We start from the raw sequence: 21224 nt of genomic DNA, 5'->3' as shown, positions 1-21224 counted from the left end.
GTGGCCCGACGACCTTCTCCTCTCTCGGGACAGCTCCCATGTACGCCGACAACACCGAATTCGCCTCCGCTCCCACCGAGAGTGCCGCAAAGGTGCCTCTGCCCTTCTCGCTCGAGGGCAAGAAGGGTCTGATCACCGGCATCGCCAACGATCGCTCGATCGCCTGGGGTGCGGCCAAGGTCTGCCGCTCGCTGGGTGCCGAGCTCGCCGTCACCTACCTGAACGAGAAGGCGAAGCCCCATGTCGAGCCTCTGGCCGCGGCGGTCGGGGCCGAGCTCCTGATGCCGCTCGATCTCCGCCACGAGGGCGAGCTCGAGGCCGTGTTCGAGGCCATCGCCACCCGCTGGGGCAAGCTCGACTTCCTGGTCCACTCGATCGCCTTCGCGAGCGAGATCAAGAGCCGGGTCATCGACGTGACCAAGGCCGGCTTCCTCGAGGCCATGGAGCTCTCCTGCTGGTCCTTCATCCGCATGGCGCATCTGGCCGAGCCGCTGATGACCGGCGGCGGCTGCCTCGTCACCTACTCCTATCTCGGCGCCGACATGGTGGTGCCGAACTACAACGTCATGGGGCCGGTGAAGGCAGCACTCGAGAGCGTTTCCCGCTATCTCGCCGCCGAGCTGGGTCCCAAGGGCATTCGCGTGCACGCGGTCTCGCCAGGGCCCCTCAGGACCCGCGCGGCCTCGGGCATCGCGCACTTCGACGACCTCCTCGCCCAGGCCGAGGCCAGAGCGCCCCTGCACCAGCTCGTCGACATCGAGGACGTCGGCAACTCGACGGCGTTCCTGGTGAGCGACGCCGGCAAGCACCTCACGGGCTCGCTGCACTACGTCGACAGCGGCTATCACATCGTCGGCTGAGCGGCCCCGCCCATGCCATCGGAGGATACGCCCATGGACCCGTTCACCTTGTTCGCTGCCCTGGCCTTGGGCGGCGTCGAGATCGTGGAGATTTACGCCCACGTCCTCGATCTCCTGTTCGCCTGCACACAGCAGGCGCGTCTCGGGCGCTGAGCCCGGCCGCCATCCGCGCACCTGTCCGCCGAACGGGTGCGTGGCACGGACTCCGGCCGCCAACGGTCGGCGTCGATCCGGATGCGCTCTTCGCCGTACGCTGCTCGGGGCAGGACGTCCGAGGCAAGAGCGGCATCGCACGTCCATCGTCGAAATGCCCGCCGCAACGGTCGCGATTCGGATTTCGCGTACCAGGACCGGCCGCTGCTCACAGCGTCGCGGGCATGGCATCGACCGCTCGACCGGAGGCATGCTTCCCGCTCACGCCGCTGCCAATCACCGAGCAGGCTGCGATCGTATGGATACTTTGCCCAAAGATCGACGGTCCGGTCCGAACAGCCATCGGCCTGCCTGGACGATATCCGACTGCCGGAACGCACAGCAGTCGGTAGTGTCCAAATCGAGTCGACAGCGCGGAAAACGTCGAACGAGCAAGTCGACTTCTCAATTCGTCCTTGCTCGTGATACCGATCCTGCGCAACATGAGCCAATCTATAACATCGCTTCGGGGCCTTTTCCGATGACCCGAGTCAAGGTGCATTACGATGGCTGGATCGCGCTCCCAGCCTCGGTGCGTCGCCGCTTCCACCTCACCACCGGCGACGAGCTCGAGCTCGTGCCGACCAGCGACGGTATCATGCTCCGCGCGAAAAAGCCGGTGCAGGCCGGCGCAGCGAGCAAGCCGGAGGTGGACGAGGAGAAGGCCGTCCAGCCGGCGCCGACGGCATCGGCTCCGGCGGTCGAGCTCACGGCAGCGCAGGAGACGCCTGCAGAGGAGCCGGCGGTCGAGAAGCAGGCCGCTGCGGCGAAGCGTGACAAGCGCACCGCGTCGACTCGGGCCAGCCTGTCGGTGCAAGTTCAGGCACGCGGCCGCCGTGGCACCAGGAAGGCCAACGCCGGCTGACCTCGGGTGCAGGATGCTTGGCCGCGGCTGCCGGAGGGGCGGATTGCGCTGCGGCCGCATGGCCGCTAAGCCGTCGGCATGAGCACATCCACACATCACCGGGCCAAGGAAGAGGCCACCCGCCACGCCGTCGTGGCGCTCGGCGCCAATCTCGGCGACCGGCAGGCCACGCTCGAGCGGGCGGTGGCGCTGATCGCTGCCGAGATCGGCACGGTCGTGGCCCGCTCCCGCTGGCTCGAGACCCCGGCCCTGATCCATCCCGACGACCCGGCCAGGTCCTACCCGGACTTCCTGAACGGCGCCGTCCTGGTCCGCACCGGCCTCGCCGCCCCCGAGATCCTGCGGCGGCTCCACGCCATCGAGGCGCGCCTCGGCCGCGACCGCAGCAAGGAGACCGCACGCTGGCGGCCGCGCCTGATCGATCTCGACCTGATCGCGGTCGAGGATCTCGTCGTGGACGCGCCGGACCTGCGCCTGCCCCACCCCGAGATGCACAAGCGCGACTTCGTGCTGGCGCCGTTCTGCGAGGTCTGGCCGGACTGGCGCCATCCCGAGCTCGGCCGCACCGCGAAGGAGCTTCTGACGGCCCTCAGGGGCGCTTAGCCGTAGACCCGGGCCGCCGGCAGGTCGAGCCGCATCCGTCGGGCAGCATCGAGGAACTGTGCCGCCATTCTGACGTGATGGGTGCGGATGAGGGCAGCACCTTTCTGTACCGCCACGAGGCTCGTGAGCTGCGAGAGCGGATCGCGGTCGGCCATCGGCACGCCGAAGAAGCCCTTTCGCGAGATCGCGACGAGCACCGGGATCGGCCGGAAGCGGGCCGCGAGCTCCTCGAACCGGGCCAGAAGTTCCCAGCTGTCGGCGGGATCGAGGCTCAGGAATTTGCCCCAGCCCGGATCGAGCACGATTTGATCCGTATCGATCCCCGCGGCGAGCGCCGCATCGACCCGGGCCGCGAGCCAGTCGCCGACCTCGCGCACGACGTCCCGGTAATGCACCGGCCGATCGGTCGCGTGCGGCAGCGGCCCGTCCTTCGCGTGCATCAGCACCACCACCGGCCCGAGGTCGCGCACGACCGCCGCCATCTCGGGATCGGCCCGCAGCGCCGAGACGTCGTTGACGATCCGCGCCCCCAGCTCCACGCAGCGCGCGGCCGTGGCCGCATGGTAGGTGTCGATGGAAAGGACGGCCTCGGCGGCCAGTGCCCGCACCACGGGTTCGATCCGCGCCAGCTCCTCCTCGCTGGTGATCGGCCGCGTGCCGGGTGCGGTGGATTCGCCGCCGATATCGAGGATGTGAGCACCATCGGCGAGAAGGGCGCGCGCGTGCGCGAGCGCGGCCGGGGTGTCGAGATAGCGTCCGCCATCGGTGAACGAGTCCGGCGTGACGTTGAGCACACCCATGAGCCAGGGCGCCTCCTGGCCGAGAAGCTTGACGAGACGGTGCGACATGGGCTGCGTGTCCCGAAGGTGAGGTCGGGAGTTCTGGGGTCTCGCGATGTGGGTCGTCAAGCTCGGCGGCAGCCTACACGATGCGCCTTCCCTGCAGGCCTGGCTCTGCCGGCTCGTCGAGCTGCCGGGGCCGCCCCGCGTGGTGGTGCCGGGCGGCGGCCCGTTCGCCGATGCCGTGCGCGAGCTGCAGCCACGGCTGGGCTTCGGCGATCTGCCCGCGCACCGCATGGCGATCCTCGCCATGCAGCAGTACGGGCTGCATCTGCAGGCGCTGGAGCCCCGCCTCGACCTCGCCGAGACCGAAGCGGAACTCCTCGCCGCACGGGCCGCAGTCTGGCTGCCCTGGCGCCTCGCCGGACGTGATGCGACCCTTCCGGCGAGCTGGGACGTCACCTCGGACAGCCTCGCCTGCTGGCTCGCCGTGCGCCTCGGTGCGACGGCGCTGGTGCTGGTGAAGTCGGCGGAAACGCCGGCAGGATCGCACGCGCCGGAGGCGCTGGCGGCAGCAGGGCTGCTCGATCCGGCCTTCCCCGGCTTCGTGCAGGATTTCGCCGGAACGGTGCTGCTGGCCCACCGCGACCGGCTGCCTGCCGCTCTCACCCTCGCCGGGCTGGGACCGGCCTGCCGGGTCCTCCCGGCTCACGATGCCTCCTTCAGCTCCGCCGGGTCCGACGCCTCCATGATCCGGCGCGCCACCCGATAGGCGAAGCCGGCGCGGGCGAGGGCCGCGAGATCCCTGGCGGCGTGGGCCTCGCGCTCCTCGGCCGGCCGCCACGGTCCGAGCCGCCGCTTCCTGGCATAGGCGATCGCGGCGGCGAGCTCGGGATCGCCCTTCTCCTCCGCGAGCTCGCTCATGGCAGCCGCGACCGCCTCGGCATCGAGCCCCTTCTCGAGGAGCGCCAGCCGGATGCGGGCGGGCGAGCGGCCGGTCTCGGCGAGGCGGCGTGCCCGGCTCGCGGCGAACAGCCGGTCGTCGATCAGCCCGGCCGCCGTCACCCGCGCCACCACCGCCTCCACGTCGCGCCGGACCGCCACGGGATCGAGCTCCAGGAGCTCGGCATCCCGCAGGGCGCGCCGCAGGAGCACGCGGCGCAGATGGGCGCTCGTGGTGGCGAAGCGCTCGAGATAGCGCAAGGCGCGTGCGTGCAGGCGCTCGGGTGTCGGCGCTACCGGCGCCTTGCGCATGGCTCGCCGCCGGCTACTTCTTGAGCCGCGTCCACACCTTGTCGCGCAGCTCGCGCGACTTCGTGCTGCACTCCTTGCTGGGCCGCAGGAGACCGATCTTGTCGGCCGGCATGTTGACGGCCGGATCGTCGCGCAGGGACGCGTCCATGAACTGCTCCGACCCGTTGATTGCGTTCATGTAGCCCGCGAAGTTGGTGGCCTCGGCGATGTTCTCGGGCGCCATCATCCAGTTGATGAAGATCTTGGCGTTCTCGACGTTCTTCGCTCCCTTCGGTATCACGAAATTGTCCTGGAACAGGCCGATCCCTTCCTTGGGATAGACGTAGACGGCAGTCGGCAGCTTCTCCCTGGTGCGATGCGAAGCGCCGTTCCACTGCATGTGCACGATCACCTCCTTCGCGATCATGCGCTCGATCGTGCCGTCCGACTGGTACATGGCCAGCATCGGCTTCTGCTTCTCGAGCACGCTCAGGATCTTCTGCGCGTCTTTCGAGTCCTCGGTGCACTTGTCGATGCCGAGATAGTAGGAGGCGGCGTTCCAGAGCTCGACCTCGTCGTTGAGAGCGGCGACCTGGCCCTTCAGCTCGGCCGGCGGCTCGAAGAAGCTCTTCCAGCTCTCCTCCAGCCGGCCGTTGGGCACACGGGCGCTGTCGTAGGTGAAGCCGGTCGTGCCCCAGAGATAAGGTGCGGAGTAGGCGCGGCCGGGATCGAACGGCGGGTCGGCGAAAGCCGCGGCCACGTTTTTGAAGTTGGGCATGGAGGCGACGTCGATCTTCTCCAGCATGCCCGCGTCCTTCATGATCTTCACCATGTAGTCCGACGGCACCACGACGTCGTAACCCGCAGCCCCCGCCTGCAGCTTGGCGAGCAGGGTCTCGTTGCTGTCGTAGACGTCGAGGGTGACGTCGATCCCGGTTTCCTTCTCGAACTTCTCGATGAGCTTCGGCGGAAAGTAGTTCGACCAGTTGTAGAAATAGAGCTCGCCACCCGCATGAGCGGCACTCGAAGCGCCGACCACGAGGGCCAGCGCCGAGACGATCAGTTTCGGACTGCGCATCCTGTTCCCCTTCCCGATCCCCGATAGAGATGGCTTTCTTGCATGAGCGATCTTAGCGGCGCTGTCGGGAAGCGAAACCGTTCTCGGGCCCTCTCCCCCCTGACGTCGCCTCCACTTTCTCCTGCCGATGCCCGTCGGCAGGAGAAAGTAGACGAACCACGTGCGCCACCATGGAGAAGCCCAGCGGGAGGCCGGCCGCGAGGTCAGCGCCGCAGGCGCCCGACCAGCCAGGAGAGCGAGACGAAGACGATCGAGACGATCAGCATCAGGGCCGAGACGGCGTTGACCTCGGGCGTGATGCCGATACGGATCATGCCGAAGATGTAGATCGGGAGCGTCGTGCTGCCAGCACCGGCGACGAAGTAGGTGATGACGAAGTCGTCGAGCGAGATGATGAAGGCGAGCATCGCCCCGCTCAGGATGCCGGGCCACAGAAGCGGCAGGGTGACACGGCGGAACGTCGCCCACGGACCGGCATAGAGGTCGGCCGCGGCTTCCTGCAGCACGGGGTCCATCCCTTCGAGCCGCGCCCGGATCGGCAGATAGGCGAAGGGAATGCAGAACACCGTGTGTGCCAGGATCACGGTGAGAAGCCCGAGCCGGAAGCCCAAGAGCACGAAGAACAGGAGGGTGGCGACGGCGGTGACGATCTCGGGCACCACGAGCGGCAGCCCGATCAGGCCGCTCACGATGTCCTGGCCCCGGAACCGGCCCCGCGCCATGCCGAGCGCCGCAAGGGTCGCGAGCGCGGTGGCGATCAGGGTCGCCGTGGTGGCGACGACGAGCGAGTTGCGAAAGGCCCGCATGATGTCGTCGTTCCCGAGCACGATCCCGTACCAGCGGGTCGAGAAGCCGGTCCAGATCGTGGCCTGCTCGTTGGCATTGAAGGAATAGGCGAGCAGCACCAGGATCGGGAGATAAAGGAAGGCGAAGAAGAACACGGCACTCGCCCGCAGGCCGGGGAAGCGCCACAAGGCCCCGCGCTGCTCCATCACGCACCTCCGGGAGCGCGGCGGAAGCGCAAGAGGTAGGCCAGCATCGCCAGGAGCACGATGGCGAGGAGCGCAAACGCGAGCGCTGCGCCGAACGGCCAGTTGCGCGCCGCGCCGAACTGGCCTTGGATCAGGTTGCCGATCATCATCGCCTTGGAGCCGCCCAAGAGCTCGGGCGTCACGTAGGCGCCGAGGCAGGGCACGAACACCAGGATGCAGCCGGCGACGATGCCGGGCAGCGACAGCGGCACGACCACGCGGGAAAGTGCCCTCTTACGGTCGGCACCGAGATCGAACGCCGCCTCGACCAGGCGCAGATCGAGCTTCTCGAGGCTGGCATAGATCGGCAGTACCATGAAGGGGAGGAAGGTGTAGGTGAGCCCGACCATGATGGCGAAGGGCGTATAGAGCATGCCCAAAGGCCCGCTCGTGAGGTGCAGAGCACCCAGGACTCCGTCGATCAGCCCGTTGTTCCGCAAGAGCAGGATCCAGGCATAGTTCCGCACGAGCAGGTTGGTCCAGAACGGGATCGTGACCAGGAAGATCAGGAGATTGCGTCGGCGCTCGGGCTGGAGCGCCATGTAGAGCGCGGTCGGAAAGCCCACCAGCAGGCAGAGGACGGTGGTGGCCCCGGACAGCCAGAACGAGCGCAGGAAGATCTGGAGGTAGTCGGTGTTGAGGACGAGGCTGTCGTCGAGGTCGCGCTCGAACAGGAAGCCGATATAGGGCTCGAGCGTGTGCGCCCCCCAGACCACGCCGCCATTGGGCCCGCGCTCGAGGATGCTGACATAGGCCATGAGCAGGAGCGGCCCGAGCATGAACAGGCCGATCGCGAGCACGGCGGGCCCGATCAGGAGCAGGCGCTGCAACGCCCGTTGGTGACGCGCCGCCGTCATTCCGCCACCACCCGCACCGCCTCGGGAACGAGGCGAACGCCCAAGGGATCGCCCGGTGCCAGATCGAGCGTCGGCCCGCTCCGGTTCTGGATGCGAGCCTGGACCGGCGTGCCGTCCGCGAGCCGGGCACGGTAGACGGTATCGGTGCCGAGATAGACGACCGCCTCGACCGTGGCCGCGAGCGCCGCGGCGCTCGCCGGGTCGACCAGCTCGATCCGCTCCGGCCGGATCGCGAGCGTCGCCTTCGTGCCGGGAGCGATGCCGTTGGTGTCCGGCACCGCCAGCTCCTCGCCGCCTGCGAGCCGGAACCGCGTGCCGCCGCCCTCGCCCGCCCCGGTGCAGACCGCCTCGATCAGGTTGGTTTCGCCGATGAAGTCGGCGACGAAGCGGGTCCGCGGCCGGTCGTAGATCTCGGCCGGGGTGCCGACCTGGAGCACCCTGCCATGGTCCATGACCGCGATGCGGTCGGACATGGTGAGCGCTTCTTCCTGGTCGTGGGTGACGAAGATGAAGGTGATCCCGGTCTCGGCACGAAGCCGCTTGAGCTCGAGCTGCATCTCCTTCCGGAGCTTGAGGTCGAGTGCGGAGAGCGGCTCGTCGAGGAGCAGCACGCGCGGCCGGTTGGCGAGGGCTCGGGCCAGTGCCACACGCTGCTGCTGGCCGCCCGAGAGCTGGCGCGGATAGCGGCCGGCGAGGCCTTCGAGGCGGACCATGGCGAGCGCCCGTCTCACCTCGGCCTCGATCTCGGACTTCGGCCGGCGCTGCATCTCGAGCCCGAACGCCACGTTCTCGGCCACGGTCAGATGCGGGAACAGGGCATAGCTCTGGAACACCGTGTTCACGGGCCGGCGGAACGGCGGCAGATGATCGAGCGGCTGCCCGGCCAGCCTGATCGTGCCGGCACTCGGCTCCTCGAAGCCCGCGATCATCCGCAAAAGCGTGGTCTTGCCACAGCCGGAGGGTCCCAAGAGGGTGAAGAACTCGTTGCCGGCGATGGTGAGGCTTACCCGGTCCAGGGCCAGAACGGCGCCCTCGCCGTGCCCGAACCGCTTGCTGACCTCCTCGACCTCGATCGAGGCCGGATCTCTTGGCGTCATCGCTCGTCCCGCAGCCGTCGCGCCCGGCAATAAAGCGAGAGACGGCCGGCTCGTAAACCGGCATCCGCGCAGGGTGATCGGGCGAACGGCGAGGGTGTCGTGCGGCCCGCGGGCACCGGCTCGCGGCGCAGCGGTCGCCGGTGCCCGCGGGCCGGTGTTGGCCTGCACGCCACTCCAACATTTTTTATGTTAGTCGTTGCAACGGTTCATCTTCTCGAATTCGTTCGTGCCATTTCGATTCGCGAGGCCATCGTTTTCCGCCGCCCGGCCGCGCCGGAGACGATCCGGAATATTATCCTAGGAGATGCCTGCGGGCAAGCCCGGGCGGCCGCAGGGTGGCGGGAGACGAGCCGGTCGCGACCGACTCGTCCATGGCACCGGCTGCACCCGTTCGCCCCGGCGCATCGCGGCGTCCGGCTTGACAGGCGAGCAGCCGATCACGACCTTCCGGCTCTCTCCGGTTCCGGGGCGGAAGGCGAGGATGACGGGTGGATACGATGCGGACGAGGAGCGCCCGCCGAGGCAGCGGCTGGCCTGGGCGCTGACCGGCTCGGGGCACGATTTCGTCGAGTGCCTGGAGCTCATGCGCCGGATCGGCGAGATGGACGTCTTCCTGTCGAAGGCGGCGGCCGAGGTGATCTACATGTACACGCGAGACCGCGCTCCCTTCCCCGCGACGATCCGGCTGATCAAGGACACCTCCGCCAGCGCCGCCCCGGTCGGCCGGTTCTATAACGGCTGGTACCACACGCTCGTGGTGGCGCCCGCGACCTCGAACACGGTGGCGAAATGCGTGGCCGGAATCTCGGACACGCTCGTCACCAACGTGATGGCGCAGGCCGGCAAATGCCGGATCCCGTCGATCGTCTATGCCTGCGACACGAAGCCGGTTCACGACACCAGGGCGCCGGGCGGCATGGTGCGCCTGTGGCCGCGGCGGATCGACCTCGAGAACACGGAGAAGCTGAGAGGCTTCGAAGCCACGATCGTGGTCGAGAGCATGGAAGAGCTGGAGCGGGCGGTGATGGCGCGGCTGGCCGAGATCGGGGCGGCGTTTCCTTGATCGGCGGCGCGTGACACCTTATCATGACATGTGCATGGTAAGGAGATTGCCATGGCTGCCGCCACCGCGCGCGTCGTCGTGCTGATGCCGCCCGAGGAAAAGGAGAAGCTGGCCCGGCGCGCCAGCAAGGCCGGTATCTCGATCGGCGAGTTCGTGCGCCGGTCCATTCTCGATACGATCACCGACGAGGAGCTGGAGGCCGAGCTCGAGAGCCGGCGCGACGAGCTCGAGCCCCTTCTGGACGAACTCGAGCGGCGCAACGCCGCGACTCTGGCTGCAATCGACGCGACGATCGCGAACTTGGACCGGATTCTCGCCAACCTGGGCACGCCGAGGGCCGACGATGAGCTGGAGCGAGCGGATCTTGGACAATTTCAAGACCGTGATGCTGATCCACGAAAGGCTGCGTGCCCTTAACGACCGGGCCGATGCCTTGGGCCGTGCCGTCGATCAGATCGACCGACGGCTGGTGCGGGTCGAGACCGTGCTGGAGTTCGCAACCGAAGGCCGTTTCCGGCCGCGGCTGACGCGGCCCGGCGATCATCCGAGCGAGCGCTGAGGCTGGCGAACCCTTTGGCCGAGCACATCCTGTTCCTCACCGGCCACCTGGCCGAGCCGCGGCTCCGGCAGGTGCTGGAATCCATGGTCCCGACACCGTTCACCTGGGAGATCCGCAACATCGGGGTGAAGGTGGCGGCGCTGATGACGCCGGAGATCATCCGCCGCCGCATCGGCCCCATCGGCGAGGCGAGCCGGATCGTCGTGCCGGGGCGCTGCAAGGGCGATCTCGCGGCGCTCGGCGCGGAACTGGGCGTTCCCGTCGTCCACGGGCCGGACGAGGTCAAGGACCTGCCGCAGTTCTTCGGCAGGAAGGGGGCCGGCCGCGATCTCAGCCGCCACGACTGCCGGATCTTCGCCGAGATCGTCGAGGCCTCGGGCCTGACGGTGGAGCAGATCCTGGCGCGCGCCGCGCATTTGCGCGCCGAGGGGGCCGACGTGATCGACCTCGGCTGCCTGCCCGGCACGCCCTTCCCGCATCTCGAGGAGGCCGTGCAGGCGCTCAAGGCCGAAGGCTACGTGGTCAGCATCGATTCCGGCGATCCCACGGAGCTTCGTCGCGGCGCCGAGGCCGGGGCGAGCTATCTCCTGAGCCTCACCGAGCGCACGCTTCCTCTCGCCTTCGAGGTGGCGGCCGTGCCGGTGCTGATCCCGGCGAACCACGGCGACCTCGATGCGCTCGTGGGCGCTTGCGAGCGGCTCATGGCAGCAGGCCGGCCCTTCCTCGCCGACCCGATCCTGGATCCCATCCATTTCGGCTTCACCGCTTCGATCGTGCGCTACCACGAACTGCGGCGGCGGCTGCCCGAGGTCGAGATCCTGATGGGGGTCGGCAACCTCACCGAACTCACCGATGCCGACACCACCGGCATCACCATGATCCTCATGGGCATGGTCTCGGAACTGGCGATACGCAACATCCTCGTCGTGCAGGTCAGCCCGCACTGCCAACGCGCGGTCAAGGAGGCCGAGGTCGCCCGGCGCATCCTCTATGCCGCCAGGGAGGACCGCAGCCTGCCGCAGGGCTACGATTCCGGCCTCATGGCGCTGCGCGACCGCCGACCGTTCCCGAACAGCCCCGCCGAGATCGCCGAGAACGCGGCCGCGGTGGCCGACCCCAACTTCCGGATCGAGGTCGCAGAAGACGGCGTCCACATCTACAACCGCGACGGCCACCACGTCGCGGTCGATCCGTTCGACCTGTTCCCGAAGCTCGGCGTCGAGCAGGATGGCAGCCACGCCTTCTATCTCGGCGTCGAGCTCGCCCGGGCCCAGATCGCGCACCAGCTCGGCAAGCGCTACGTGCAGGACAGCGAGCTGCGCTGGGGCTGCGCCGTGCCGCCACCACCGACGGACCGCCTCCATCTCGCCGCACCCGGCAGCACGCTGGAGGCGCGGCGCAAACGAACCCGGCGATGCGAGAAGCCCTGATGCCGTTCATCCGCGAGAGCATCGTTACCACGCTGAACGAGGACGGCAGCGCCCATATCGCGCCTTTGGGCGTGATCGAGGAAGGTCGTTTCCTCGTGATCGCCCCGTTCCATCCCTCGACGACGCTCGCGAACCTGCGCCGCCATCCGTTCGCCTGCGTCAACTACACGACGGATGCGCGGATCTTCGCCGGCTGCGTCACGCGCCGGCAACGGAACTGGCCGGTGCTGCCGGCCGAGCGCATCGCGGGCTGGCGGCTCGAGGCGGCGCTGGCCCATAGCGAGGTCGCGGTCGAGGAGGTGGTCGAGGACGAGCTGCGGCCGCGCTTTCGCTGCAAGGAGCTGCACGAGGTCGTGCATGCGCCCTTTCATGGCTTCAATCGGGCGCAGGCGGCCGTGCTGGAGGCTGCGATCCTGGTCTCGCGGCTCCGCATGTTGCCCAAGGAGAAGATCGAACGGGAGCTGCGCTATCTCGCGATCGCGATCACCAAGACTGCCGGCGAGGCCGAGCGCGAAGCGTGGGACTGGCTCATGACGGCCGTGTCGGCGGCGGGAGCCGAACCGCCCCCGATCTGAAGGCGCCGCTTCAGCGGGTCGAGCTCAAACGCTCCTTGTCCTGTGCCGGCGGAGTCGGGTCGACCGGCCGCACCTCGAGGCCGATCGGGGCGAGCCACCAAGTGGCACAGCTCGCGACGAACGAGCGCCACATCGCGACCGTCGGGAGAAAGACCGAATCGACGTAGGCAGCGGGCAGGCTCGGCCAGCCGCTTGGCTCGGGGATGGCAGGGGCGACCTGTGGCTTCTTCCGTCGCCACTGCTCGAACTCGATGATCTGGCCCATGGCGTTCTGCTTACCGGGAAAGCTATCCGATTAGCGACAGCTTCTGGGACGAGCCATCACCAATCGGCTAAGATGTTCGGGAAGATGACATCTGTGGCGCTCTGGCCACAGGAGCGCACGGCGGATCAGGCAGAAGTAGACATGACGACACCCGCAGCTCGATGTTTTATGTTGCAGTGCAACAGATCTTTTGACGGTCGACTGAACGGCGCTTGCGTTCTCATGCTCCATCCTAGCTCTGTTTGCGCAGGTTGCCAGCCTGTACTGCGGAATGTCTGCCATGATCGAGCTCGCCTTCATCATCCGGCCGAGAGGCGATACCGACAAGTGTGACACAGTGTATCTCCGCCACAATGGGCCGGTCAGCATCGAGCAATGCCTGCTCAGGAGCGCAAGACAAGCTGCCAGCTCGGTGGAAACACCTCGGGTATGCTACATGACAACCGGATCTATCGGTCGTCCATCTGAACAGCAGATCCGTTCCCATGTTCCCCCGACACCTTTCGCTCACGAGCATGCTGACAGACATCCGATCCGCCACTAGCCTCCGTTCGACATCGACAAGCCTGGAGACAGCATGCGTTCGTTCGGCCTCGTCCTCGTGACACTCGTCGCGGCAACCGGCGCCGCCCGTGCAACCGAGGTGGAGCGCTCGATCACGATCGCCCGACCGCCCGCCGAGGTGTGGGCGCTCGCCGGTCCGTTCTGCGCCATCGCCCGATGGCACCCGGCGATCGTGCGCTGCGAGCCGCTCACGTTCGACGGCAAGCCCTACCGGCGGCTCACGACACGGACCGAGGACGCGTTCCTCGAGCGCGAGATCGAGCGGGACGAAGCAGGGACGAGCTACCGCTACGCGACCGAGCGCAGCCCCCTGCCCGTGGCCGACCATCGCTCGACCTTCCGGGTCGAGCCGGCGGGTCAAGGCACGCGCGTGGTCTGGCGCTCGGACTTCACCGTTCCGGCCGGCAAGGACGAGAAGGCGGTCGAGGCCACGATCGCCGGGATCTACGAGGCGGGGCTGCAGGGCCTCGCGGCGAGGCTCGCGCCATGAGCAACGAAGCTGGCACGAAGCCCGTGCGTCTTCTCGCGAGTGTGGCCGACCCGAGCGAGGCCGAGTTCGCCTGCGCGCTCGGCGCCGACATCGTCGATCTCAAGGACCCCGCCCGAGGCGCGCTCGGCGCCTGGCCCGAAGCCTCGCTGCGACGGGCGGTCGGGCAGATCGCCGGGCGGCGGCCCGTGAGCGCCACCGTGGGCGATCTGCCGATGGACCCGGCGTTGCTGCTCGCCGCCGCCCGGCGGACGGCATCGAGCGGGGTCGACATCGTCAAGATCGGCTTCTTCCGCGGCGGCGATCACCGGCGCTGTGCTGCGGCGCTGGCCGCGGCCGCAGCCGAGGGTATCCGGCTCGTGGCGGTGCTGATGGCGGATCAGGAGCCGGACATGGCGCTGATCCCGTGGCTGGCCGATGCTGGATTCTTCGGCGTGATGCTGGACACGGCCGACAAGCGCGCCGGCAGCCTGCGCCGGCATCGCGCCGAGGAGGATCTGGGCCGCTTCGTCGCGACCGGCCGGAGGCACGGTCTGCTCACCGGCCTCGCCGGCTCGCTCGCCGTGAGCGACATAGCACCGCTCATGGTCTTGGCGCCGGATTATCTCGGCTTCCGTGGCGCCTTGTGCCGTGGTGGCCGTACCGCGAGGCTCGATGCCGGGGCCTTCGCCGCCGTGCGTGCCGCCATGGACGCCGCAGCGGGCAGCCGGTCAGTCGCGCACGGCGCGCAGCCGCTGGTCGAGAGCTAACGCCGGAGCGTCGTTCGAGGCGGGAAGCAGGACCTGCCTGAAGCGCCGCTCGGGCACGGCCGGCGGCGAGGGATAGAGGATCACTCCCTTGTCGTCGCAGTCGACCTTGGCCTCCTCGTAGACGCACAAGGCCATCTGCAGCGCCTTGATGAACGGGTCCTTGAAGTCGCGAATACGGGAATATTGCGGCCCGAACTGGTCGCGCAAGGACGCCCAGCCGACATGGGTGCGACCCTCCAGCACCCGCAGCCGGTAGGCGAGCCAGATATAGACATCGATCGCGAGCGAGGAGCGGAAGATCGCCTGGACGGCGTTGAGCTGGATCGGGACGGGATGCTTCTTCAGCTCCTCGTAGAAGGTGCGCGAGAGGACCACTGTGTCCTCCCAAAGCCGCGACTGCCGCGGGTCCTCCTCGTGGAGGTCGCCGAACAGCATGCCTTCCTCGACGATCGCGTCCTTCTTGAAGCGCACGGCGCTGCGGCCGTCGGCCTTACCGGTCCAGATGAATTGCAGCCGGCAGGCGGCGATGCGCATGGCCTGCTCGCGCACCGCCTTGTAGTTCTGGCCGCCGGCATGGGTGCCCATGAGCCGCATCCAGGAATACATCGAGCTGCCGAGGCGGACCACGCGCGAGTCGGTCTTGAGCGCCTCGGTCTGCAGCCAAAGGAGGATCAGCCGGCCGGCCGAGCCGTAGGGCACGCCGAACTCGTGTTTCTGGCCGTTGAGCGTGAGCGAGCCCGGCTCGATCGTGAGCGCGCAAGGGTGGTGCGGCACGCGCCGCTCCCAGACCATGCCGTTCGAGGGCAGACGGCGGTGCGGCAGCGAGATGACGCAGAAGCCGGAATAGGTGACCCCGACCGTCGACTCGGTGTCGTAGAACCGTGCGGCGGTGTCGATCAGCTCGCGCTCGACCGGATTGGCGACCCGAGCCCGCGCACCGTCGATGCCATAGACGCGGATGAGATCGAGCGCGCTGCGCATCGCGAGCTCCTTGTACTGCCCTACTCAGGCCCATGCACCCAAACGGACCGGAGCACAATATCGGAGCTTTGTCGCGAGCCGCGGCAAGATGTGGAAAACACGACCGGATTCGGAGCTTTGTCGCTTTTCCCTCGGAACATGGTCGCGCCTGTCGGAGCTTTGTCGCGCTTCCGCTCGGAGTGTTGTCGCGAACGGCACGGAGAAAGGTCGCTTATCCCCCGGAGCGTTGTCGCGATTCCTATTAATAAATCTATTAATCAGACAATGGGCTCACGCGACAAACTTCCGAGCCTGTGGATAAAACGCCCAAGAGGATCCGGCCGCTGGAGAAAAGGCTTGCAAAGGCTCGGGCCGACGGCGAGAGCCCCTGCGAAAGCGCGACAAAGTTCCGAACCGGGTAGACGGGAAGCTCGCAGCGGGTCTCAAGACCACCTCGTCGGCGCCTTTTCGAGCAACTGCAGAGAAGCCGGAGCAGCTACCCTATCCTCTGGCGGCTGCGCAGCGCGACAAAGTTCCGATAGCCGAGCGGACGGGGCGCGACAAAGTTCCGATAGCCGATCCACCGGACCTGCCCGAGAGCGGGCAGGCCATCGGCTGCACGGTACGAAAAACCGCCTTTCCGTAAATCAGGAATGACGGTTGCTCCCGCCGGACGTGGTCCGGCCGGAAGCCGCTACAGATTCAGATGCTGTAGGAGAGACGCAGCGCCGCGATGGCGCTGGCATAGTCCGGCTTGCCGAACACGGCCGAGCCCGCGACCAGGACGTCGGCACCGGCCTCGACGGCGAGCGGAGCGGTCTCGGGCGTGATGCCACCATCGACCTGGATGTGGATGCCGCGGCCCGCCGTCATGGCCTTGAGGCGCCGGACCTTCTCCAGCGTGGCCGGGATGAACTTCTGCCCGCCGAAGCCGGGGTTGACGGTCATCACCAGCACGAGGTCGATCCGGTCCAGGACGTACTCGACCACGTTCTCCGGGGTCGCCGGGTTGAGCGACACCCCTGCCCGCTTGCCCAGCGCCTGGATCGCCTGGAGCGTGCGGTCGAGATGGGTCGTGGCCTCGGCGTGGACGACGATCCGGTCGGCCCCGGCCCGGGCGAAGGCCTCGAGATAGGGATCGACCGGCGAGATCATGAGATGGGTGTCGAAGCACTTCCGGCTGTGAGGCCGGATCGCCTTCACGATGTCGGGGCCGAAGCTGATGTTGGGGACGTAGTGCCCGTCCATGATGTCGAGATGGATCCAGTCCGCCCCGGCCGCATCGACCGCGCGCACCTCCTCGCCCAGCCGGGCGAAATCGGCCGCGAGGATCGAAGGTGCGATCAGCACACCGCTCTTGCTCATGGATGGCGCTCCGCTGCTGCCCGGCTGCCGGCGCCGCCCGAGAACACGCGGCTCGCCAGGATCTCGCCCGCGTCGATGGTCATGAGATCGTCCGCCGTCAAGAGCCGGTCGCGGCTCTGGAACAGGCGTACGGCCTGGCGCAGGCGTGCGCGGTCGAGGGCGTTCCTGATCGAACGGGCGTTGGCGAAATGCGGCTGCTGCATCCGGGTCGCGATGTAGCGCCGGAACGCATCGCGGGCATCATCGCTGAAGCGGTAGTTCTGCCGGGCCAGCATCAGCTCGGCGATCGCCATCAGTTCCTCGGGCGCATAGTCCGGGAACTCGACATGGTGCGCGATTCGCGAGCGGAAGCCGGGGTTGGAGGCGAAGAACCGCTCCATCCGGTCGGCATAGCCGGCGAGGATCACGACCAGATCCTCGCGCCGGTTCTCCATGACCTGCAAGAGGATCTCGATCGCCTCCTGGCCGTAGTCGCGCTCGTTCTCGGGCCGGTAGAGATAATAGGCCTCGTCGATGAACAGAACGCCGCCCATGGCCTTCTTCAGGATCTCTTTGGTCTTGGGCGCGGTATGGCCGATATACTGGCCGACGAGATCGTCGCGGGTCACCGAGATCAGGTGGTTCGAGCGGATGTAGCCGAGGCGATGCAGGATATCGGCCATCCTGAGCGCCACCGTCGTCTTGCCGGTGCCGGGATTGCCGGTGAACGACATGTGAAGCGTGGGCGTCTCGCTCGTGAGCCCGAGATCCCTTCGCAGCTTGTCGACGAGCAGGAGCGCTGCGATCTCGCGGATGCGCGCCTTCACGGGCCCGAGGCCCACGAGCTCGCGCTCGAGCTGGTCCAGCACCTCGCCGATGCCGGATTCGGCGAAGGCCTTGGCCAGATCGACGGTCGTGTCGGGAGTCTTCACGGTCGTGGCCACATCAGACCTCCATCAGCCCGAGATGCTGCACCATGGGGAGATAGTCACGGTCGTTGTGCAGCAGCCGGTAGCCGTTGATGATGCAGTAGGTGCCAAGAGGTCGATCGTGCTGCGCAACGCGATGCCGTGCTGCCGCTCCGCGATACGCACCGCTTCATCCTCGGTGCGCGCGCCGCACAGAACCTCGCACAGGATGAGATCACCCAGGATCAGGCCCTCCTCGTCGAGCGATGAATCGAGCTTCTCTACCTAAGGAGTCGCGAGATCGCGCAGATAGTCGATCCAGACCGAGCTATCGACGACGATCACCGCGTCGGCTTCTCGCCCGGCTCGTCGTCCTGCCGCCAAGCCTCGAGGTCGCCCTCCCAACCTATCCCGCGCAGCGCCCGGATGTCCTTCTGCTCGAGCTGGACCAGCCGACGCAGGGCCTCGTCGATGGCCGCCTTCTTGGTCTCAAGTCCGGTCCGCCGCAGCGCCTCCGCCATTCAATTCGTCGTCGATCTCGACGCTGGTTCGCATCGCTCCGGCCTCCTTGGTGTAAGATGCCGGAAAATCACGTGCATCGAACCATCGTCGATGCCACCGAAAAGGCCCCCGCCGGGCGTCCGGCCCGGCGGGACGAGTCGGTGGGGGGAGGAACGGAAGGCGGATCCGGATCAGTAGCGCTCGCCCATGGGCTTCCCGGTAGCGTATGGGCTCAGGCCGTAGCGGATGTGGCGGCCCTCGACCTCGGTGCGCTCGAGGCGGAAGCCGGGCTCCTCGGCCGGGCGATGCGCGATGAAGCTGAGGCGCAAGGATTCCCAGCCGTGGCTGGCGTCGAAGGCCGAGATGCGGATATAGCCGTTGCCGAACACCTTGCGGCACTCGGCGAGTTCGTACATCACCCCCGCCGGGTCCTTGAGGTCGAACATGGGCTTGCCCCACATCTCCCAGTAGGTGTTCCGCGGGTGGGGATCGTCCGTGTACTCGATGTTGACGGCCCAGCCCTGCTGCAGGCAGTAGGCTACCTGCCTTCGGATCTGTTCGTCGGTGAGGTCGGGCAGGAACGAGAAGGTGCCTTGGGTCAGACGCATCGGCAGGATGCTCCCGTGAAAGGTGGGGCCGTGCTCAGGCCGCGGTCGCGGTCGGCACGAAGTCGGGCGTGTCGGTCGAGGCGTAATCGAAGGTGACGTCCTTCCAGACCTCGAGCGCCTGCGCCAAGGGCTGGCAGAAGCGCGCCGCGCGCTCGAGGATCTCGGGGCCTTCGGCGAGATAGTCCCGGCCCTCGTTGCGGGCGAGGATCATGGCCTCGAGCGCCACCCGGTTGGCGGTGGCACCGGCCGCGATCCCCATGGGGTGGCCGATCGTGCCGCCGCCGAACTGGAGCACGCAGTCCTCACCTAAGAGATGAAGAAGCTGGTGCATCTGCCCGGCATGTATGCCGCCCGAGGCGACCGGCATCACCTTGCGCAACGAGGCCCAAGGCTGGTCGAAGAACAGGCCGTTCTCGAGCCGCATCGGATTGAAGTCCTCGCGGCAGACGTCGTAATAGCCCTTGGTCGTGTGCGGGTCGCCCTCGAGCTTGCCCACGACCGTGCCGGCATGGATGTGGTCGACGCCGGCGAGCCGCATCCATTTCGCGATCACCCTGAACGACACGCCGTGGCTCTTCTGTCGGGTGTAGGTCGAGTGGCCGGCCCGGTGCAGGTGCAGGATCATATCGTTCCTGCGGGCCCACTTCGCCATCGACTGGATCGCCGTGTAGCCGACGACGAGGTCGATCATGACGATCACCGAGCCCAGCTCCTTCGCGAACTCGGCCCGCTCGTACATGTCCTCCATGGTGGCGGCGGTGACGTTGAGGTAGGTCCCCTTGACCTCGCCGGTCATCGCCTCCGCGCGCTTCACCGCCTCCATGCAGTAGAGGAACCGGTCGCGCCAGTGCATGAAGGGCTGGCTGTTGATGTTCTCGTCGTCCTTGGTGAAGTCGAGCCCGCCCTTCAAAGCCTCGTAGACCACACGGCCGTAGTTCCGGCCCGAAAGCCCGAGCTTGGGCTTGACGGTGGCACCCAAGAGCGGCCGGCCGAACTTGTCGAGCCGCTCGCGCTCGACGACGATGCCGGTGGCGGGCCCGTCGAAGGTCTTCACGTAGGCCACGGGCAGGCGCATGTCCTCGAGCCTGAGCGCCTTCAAGGGCTTGAAGCCGAACACGTTGCCGATGATCGAGGCCGTGAGGTTCGCGATCGAGCCCGGCTCGAACAGGTCGAGATCGTAGGCGATGTAGGCGAAGAACTGACCGGGCGCGCCCGGCACCGGGTCGACCCGGTAGCACTTGGCGCGGTACTTCTCGCAGGCCGTGAGCCGGTCGGTCCAGACCACGGTCCAGGTCGCGGTCGAGCTCTCGCCGGCGACGGCCGCGGCGGCCTCGTGCGGATCGACGCCGTCCTGCGGCGTGATCCGAAAGCAGCACAGGATGTCGGTGTCCTTCGGCTCGTAGTCGAGATCGAAGTAGCCCATATCCTTGTACTGCATCACACCGGCCTTGTAGCGATCGGCGGCGCTGCGGGTCGGGGTCTTCATGATCTCTCTCCTCGCGAAGGATGGAGGCTGCCGTCAGGCGGCCTTGGCGGTGGCGATGGCAGGATCGAGCGTGCCGCTGCGGTAGCGCTTCGCCATCTCGGCGAGCGGCAGCGGCTTGATCCGGGCGGCATGGCCCGCCGTGCCGAACTGTTCGAAGCGCTCGGCGCAGAGCTTCTCGAGCGCTGCCATGGCGGGTTTCATGAAGTTGCGCGGGTCGAACTCGCCGCGCTTCTCGCGCGCCACCTTGCGGATCTGTCCGGCCATCGCGATCCGGCAGTCCGTGTCGATGTTCACCTTACGCACGCCGAAGCGGATGCCCTCGCGGATCTCCTCGACCGGGACACCCCAGGTCTGCGGCATCTCTCCGCCGGCCTCGTTGAAGATGTCCTGGAGCTCCTGCGGTACCGAGCTCGAGCCGTGCATGACGAGGTGCGTGTTCGGGAGCTTCGCGTGGATCGCCTTCACCACGTCCATGGCGAGGATGTCGCCCGTGGGCCGGCGGCTGAACTTGTAGGCGCCGTGCGAGGTGCCGATCGCGACCGCGAGCGCATCCACCTTGGTGGCGGCGACGAACGCGGCCGCCTCGTCGGGATCGGTCAGGAGCTGCGAGCGCTCCAGCCTGCCTTCCGCGCCGTGCCCGTCCTCGGTCTCGCCTTGCCCGCTCTCGAGCGAGCCCAGGCAGCCGAGCTCGCCCTCGACCGAGACGCCCACCGCATGGGCGAGCTCCACCACGTTGCGGGTGACGGCGACGTTGTAGTCGTAAGCTGCCGGGGTTTTCGCGTCCTCCTCGAGCGAGCCGTCCATCATGACGCTCGTGAAGCCGTGCTGGATCGCCGAGAGGCAGGTCGCCGGGCTGTTGCCGTGGTCCTGGTGCAGGCAGACCGGGATCTCGGGGAACATCTCGACCGCGGCCTCGACCATGCGCCGGAGCATGAGGTCGCCGGCATAGGCGCGGGCCCCCCGGCTCGCCTGCACGATCACCGGGGCATCGGTGCGGCGCGCCGCATGCATGATTGCAAGAAGCTGCTCCATGCTGTTGATATTGAAGGCCGGCACGCCGTAGCCGTGCTCGGCGGCATGATCGAGGAGCTGGCGAAGGCTGATCAGTGCCATGGGTTCCATTCTCCTCC

The 21224-nt window shown here is 67.6% G+C and carries 25 protein-coding genes; 11 read left to right on the top strand and 14 right to left on the bottom strand.

The features are described from left to right. Positions 1-38: 38 nt before the first annotated feature. The 3 genes from fabI to folK all read left to right on the top strand — a co-directional run bounded on the left by fabI (position 39) and on the right by folK (position 2520). Positions 39-860 (top strand): enoyl-ACP reductase FabI, encoded by an 822-nt coding sequence (fabI, locus tag U1T56_RS08530; RefSeq protein WP_418159027.1) that lies wholly within the window; start codon positions 39-41, stop codon positions 858-860. A 544-nt stretch (positions 861-1404) separates the two neighbouring features. Then, the gene (locus U1T56_RS08525) at positions 1405-1917 is read left to right on the top strand and encodes an AbrB/MazE/SpoVT family DNA-binding domain-containing protein (RefSeq protein ID WP_418159026.1); all 513 of its coding nucleotides are present in this window, start codon (positions 1405-1407) and stop codon (positions 1915-1917) included. A 78-nt stretch (positions 1918-1995) separates the two neighbouring features. Further along, on the top strand, positions 1996-2520 hold the full coding sequence (folK, locus tag U1T56_RS08520) for a 2-amino-4-hydroxy-6-hydroxymethyldihydropteridine diphosphokinase (protein ID WP_418159025.1): 525 nt from the start codon (positions 1996-1998) through the stop codon (positions 2518-2520). Here the strand turns inward: folK and folP are convergent. After that, positions 2517-3368 carry a dihydropteroate synthase gene (gene folP, locus U1T56_RS08515; RefSeq protein WP_418159024.1) on the bottom strand — a complete coding sequence of 284 codons (852 nt, stop codon included), beginning with the start codon at positions 3366-3368 and terminating at the stop codon, positions 2517-2519. The two genes, folK and folP, sit on opposite strands and share 4 nt — an antisense overlap. Positions 3369-3414: 46 nt before the next feature. Here folP and U1T56_RS08510 point away from each other — a divergent pair, with 46 nt between their 5' ends. Next, positions 3415-4071, top strand: a complete 657-nt coding sequence (locus tag U1T56_RS08510; RefSeq protein ID WP_418159023.1) for an amino acid kinase family protein — start codon at positions 3415-3417, stop codon at positions 4069-4071. Here the strand turns inward: U1T56_RS08510 and U1T56_RS08505 are convergent. The 5 genes from U1T56_RS08505 to U1T56_RS08485 all read right to left on the bottom strand — a co-directional run bounded on the left by U1T56_RS08505 (position 4008) and on the right by U1T56_RS08485 (position 8595). Continuing rightward, positions 4008-4553, bottom strand: coding sequence for a regulatory protein RecX (locus U1T56_RS08505; protein WP_418159022.1), 546 nt, complete (start codon positions 4551-4553; stop codon positions 4008-4010). The two genes, U1T56_RS08510 and U1T56_RS08505, sit on opposite strands and share 64 nt — an antisense overlap. Before the next feature lie 13 nt (positions 4554-4566). Further along, complete coding sequence (locus U1T56_RS08500; RefSeq protein ID WP_418159021.1) at positions 4567-5610, bottom strand: extracellular solute-binding protein; 1044 nt, start codon at positions 5608-5610, stop codon at positions 4567-4569. Between the two features lie 203 nt (positions 5611-5813). After that, positions 5814-6602 (bottom strand): ABC transporter permease, encoded by a 789-nt coding sequence (locus U1T56_RS08495; protein WP_418159020.1) that lies wholly within the window; start codon positions 6600-6602, stop codon positions 5814-5816. Then, on the bottom strand, positions 6602-7498 hold the full coding sequence (locus U1T56_RS08490) for an ABC transporter permease (RefSeq protein WP_418159019.1): 897 nt from the start codon (positions 7496-7498) through the stop codon (positions 6602-6604). Before U1T56_RS08490 ends, U1T56_RS08495 begins: the two co-directional genes overlap by 1 nt. After that, positions 7495-8595, bottom strand: a complete 1101-nt coding sequence (locus tag U1T56_RS08485) for an ABC transporter ATP-binding protein (RefSeq protein ID WP_418159018.1) — start codon at positions 8593-8595, stop codon at positions 7495-7497. The genes U1T56_RS08490 and U1T56_RS08485 overlap by 4 nt, the downstream gene beginning before the upstream one ends. Before the next feature lie 481 nt (positions 8596-9076). Here U1T56_RS08485 and U1T56_RS08480 point away from each other — a divergent pair, with 481 nt between their 5' ends. The 5 genes from U1T56_RS08480 to U1T56_RS08460 are packed head-to-tail and all read left to right on the top strand — an operon-like array spanning position 9077 to position 12222. Further along, a complete protein-coding gene (locus U1T56_RS08480) occupies positions 9077-9658 on the top strand; it encodes a flavoprotein (RefSeq protein ID WP_418159017.1) in 582 nt (193 codons plus the stop codon). A 51-nt stretch (positions 9659-9709) separates the two neighbouring features. Next, a complete protein-coding gene (locus tag U1T56_RS08475; protein WP_418159016.1) occupies positions 9710-10075 on the top strand; it encodes a plasmid mobilization protein in 366 nt (121 codons plus the stop codon). Further along, on the top strand, positions 10023-10217 hold the full coding sequence (locus U1T56_RS08470; RefSeq protein ID WP_418159015.1) for a hypothetical protein: 195 nt from the start codon (positions 10023-10025) through the stop codon (positions 10215-10217). The genes U1T56_RS08475 and U1T56_RS08470 overlap by 53 nt, the downstream gene beginning before the upstream one ends. 14 nt (positions 10218-10231) lie before the next feature. Next, positions 10232-11647, top strand: coding sequence for a DUF6513 domain-containing protein (locus tag U1T56_RS08465; RefSeq protein WP_418159014.1), 1416 nt, complete (start codon positions 10232-10234; stop codon positions 11645-11647). Then, positions 11632-12222, top strand: a complete 591-nt coding sequence (locus U1T56_RS08460; RefSeq protein WP_418159013.1) for a DUF447 domain-containing protein — start codon at positions 11632-11634, stop codon at positions 12220-12222. The genes U1T56_RS08465 and U1T56_RS08460 overlap by 16 nt, the downstream gene beginning before the upstream one ends. A 10-nt stretch (positions 12223-12232) precedes the next feature. Here U1T56_RS08460 and U1T56_RS08455 read toward each other — a convergent pair whose 3' ends face one another. Then, positions 12233-12487 carry a hypothetical protein gene (locus tag U1T56_RS08455; protein ID WP_418159012.1) on the bottom strand — a complete coding sequence of 85 codons (255 nt, stop codon included), beginning with the start codon at positions 12485-12487 and terminating at the stop codon, positions 12233-12235. A 577-nt stretch (positions 12488-13064) separates the two neighbouring features. Between U1T56_RS08455 and U1T56_RS08450 the strand changes: the two genes are divergently transcribed. Together U1T56_RS08450 and U1T56_RS08445 are read left to right on the top strand one after the other, a co-directional pair. Then, positions 13065-13541 (top strand): SRPBCC family protein, encoded by a 477-nt coding sequence (locus U1T56_RS08450; RefSeq protein WP_418159011.1) that lies wholly within the window; start codon positions 13065-13067, stop codon positions 13539-13541. Further along, entirely contained in the window at positions 13538-14287 is a 750-nt protein-coding gene (locus U1T56_RS08445; RefSeq protein ID WP_418159010.1) for a (5-formylfuran-3-yl)methyl phosphate synthase, read from the top strand. Before U1T56_RS08450 ends, U1T56_RS08445 begins: the two co-directional genes overlap by 4 nt. Here U1T56_RS08445 and U1T56_RS08440 read toward each other — a convergent pair. From U1T56_RS08440 to fba, 7 genes are all read right to left on the bottom strand, one after another. Further along, the gene (locus U1T56_RS08440) at positions 14249-15268 is read right to left on the bottom strand and encodes a replication protein RepA (RefSeq protein WP_418159009.1); all 1020 of its coding nucleotides are present in this window, start codon (positions 15266-15268) and stop codon (positions 14249-14251) included. The two genes, U1T56_RS08445 and U1T56_RS08440, sit on opposite strands and share 39 nt — an antisense overlap. A gap of 681 nt (positions 15269-15949) precedes the next feature. Continuing rightward, positions 15950-16612 carry a ribulose-phosphate 3-epimerase gene (gene rpe / locus U1T56_RS08435; protein ID WP_418159008.1) on the bottom strand — a complete coding sequence of 221 codons (663 nt, stop codon included), beginning with the start codon at positions 16610-16612 and terminating at the stop codon, positions 15950-15952. Continuing rightward, positions 16609-17535 (bottom strand): CbbX protein, encoded by a 927-nt coding sequence (cbbX, locus tag U1T56_RS08430; RefSeq protein ID WP_418159007.1) that lies wholly within the window; start codon positions 17533-17535, stop codon positions 16609-16611. The genes rpe and cbbX overlap by 4 nt, the downstream gene beginning before the upstream one ends. Positions 17536-17840: 305 nt before the next feature. Beyond that, entirely contained in the window at positions 17841-18020 is a 180-nt protein-coding gene (locus U1T56_RS08425; protein ID WP_418159006.1) for a type II toxin-antitoxin system VapB family antitoxin, read from the bottom strand. A gap of 171 nt (positions 18021-18191) precedes the next feature. Further along, positions 18192-18608: a ribulose bisphosphate carboxylase small subunit gene (locus U1T56_RS08420; RefSeq protein ID WP_418159005.1), complete on the bottom strand. Its 417-nt coding sequence runs from the start codon at positions 18606-18608 to the stop codon at positions 18192-18194. A 34-nt stretch (positions 18609-18642) separates the two neighbouring features. Continuing rightward, positions 18643-20094 (bottom strand): form I ribulose bisphosphate carboxylase large subunit, encoded by a 1452-nt coding sequence (locus U1T56_RS08415; protein WP_418159004.1) that lies wholly within the window; start codon positions 20092-20094, stop codon positions 18643-18645. Positions 20095-20127: 33 nt separating this feature from the next. Next, positions 20128-21207, bottom strand: a complete 1080-nt coding sequence (gene fba / locus U1T56_RS08410) for a class II fructose-bisphosphate aldolase (RefSeq protein WP_418159003.1) — start codon at positions 21205-21207, stop codon at positions 20128-20130. Positions 21208-21224 lie beyond the last annotated feature (17 nt).

Source organism: Benzoatithermus flavus, from assembly GCF_037908215.1.
GTDB classification, from domain to species: domain Bacteria; phylum Pseudomonadota; class Alphaproteobacteria; order Geminicoccales; family Geminicoccaceae; genus Benzoatithermus; species Benzoatithermus flavus.
Note: the sequence above shows the minus strand (reverse complement) of the source record. Positions and strands in the feature narration are given on the sequence as shown.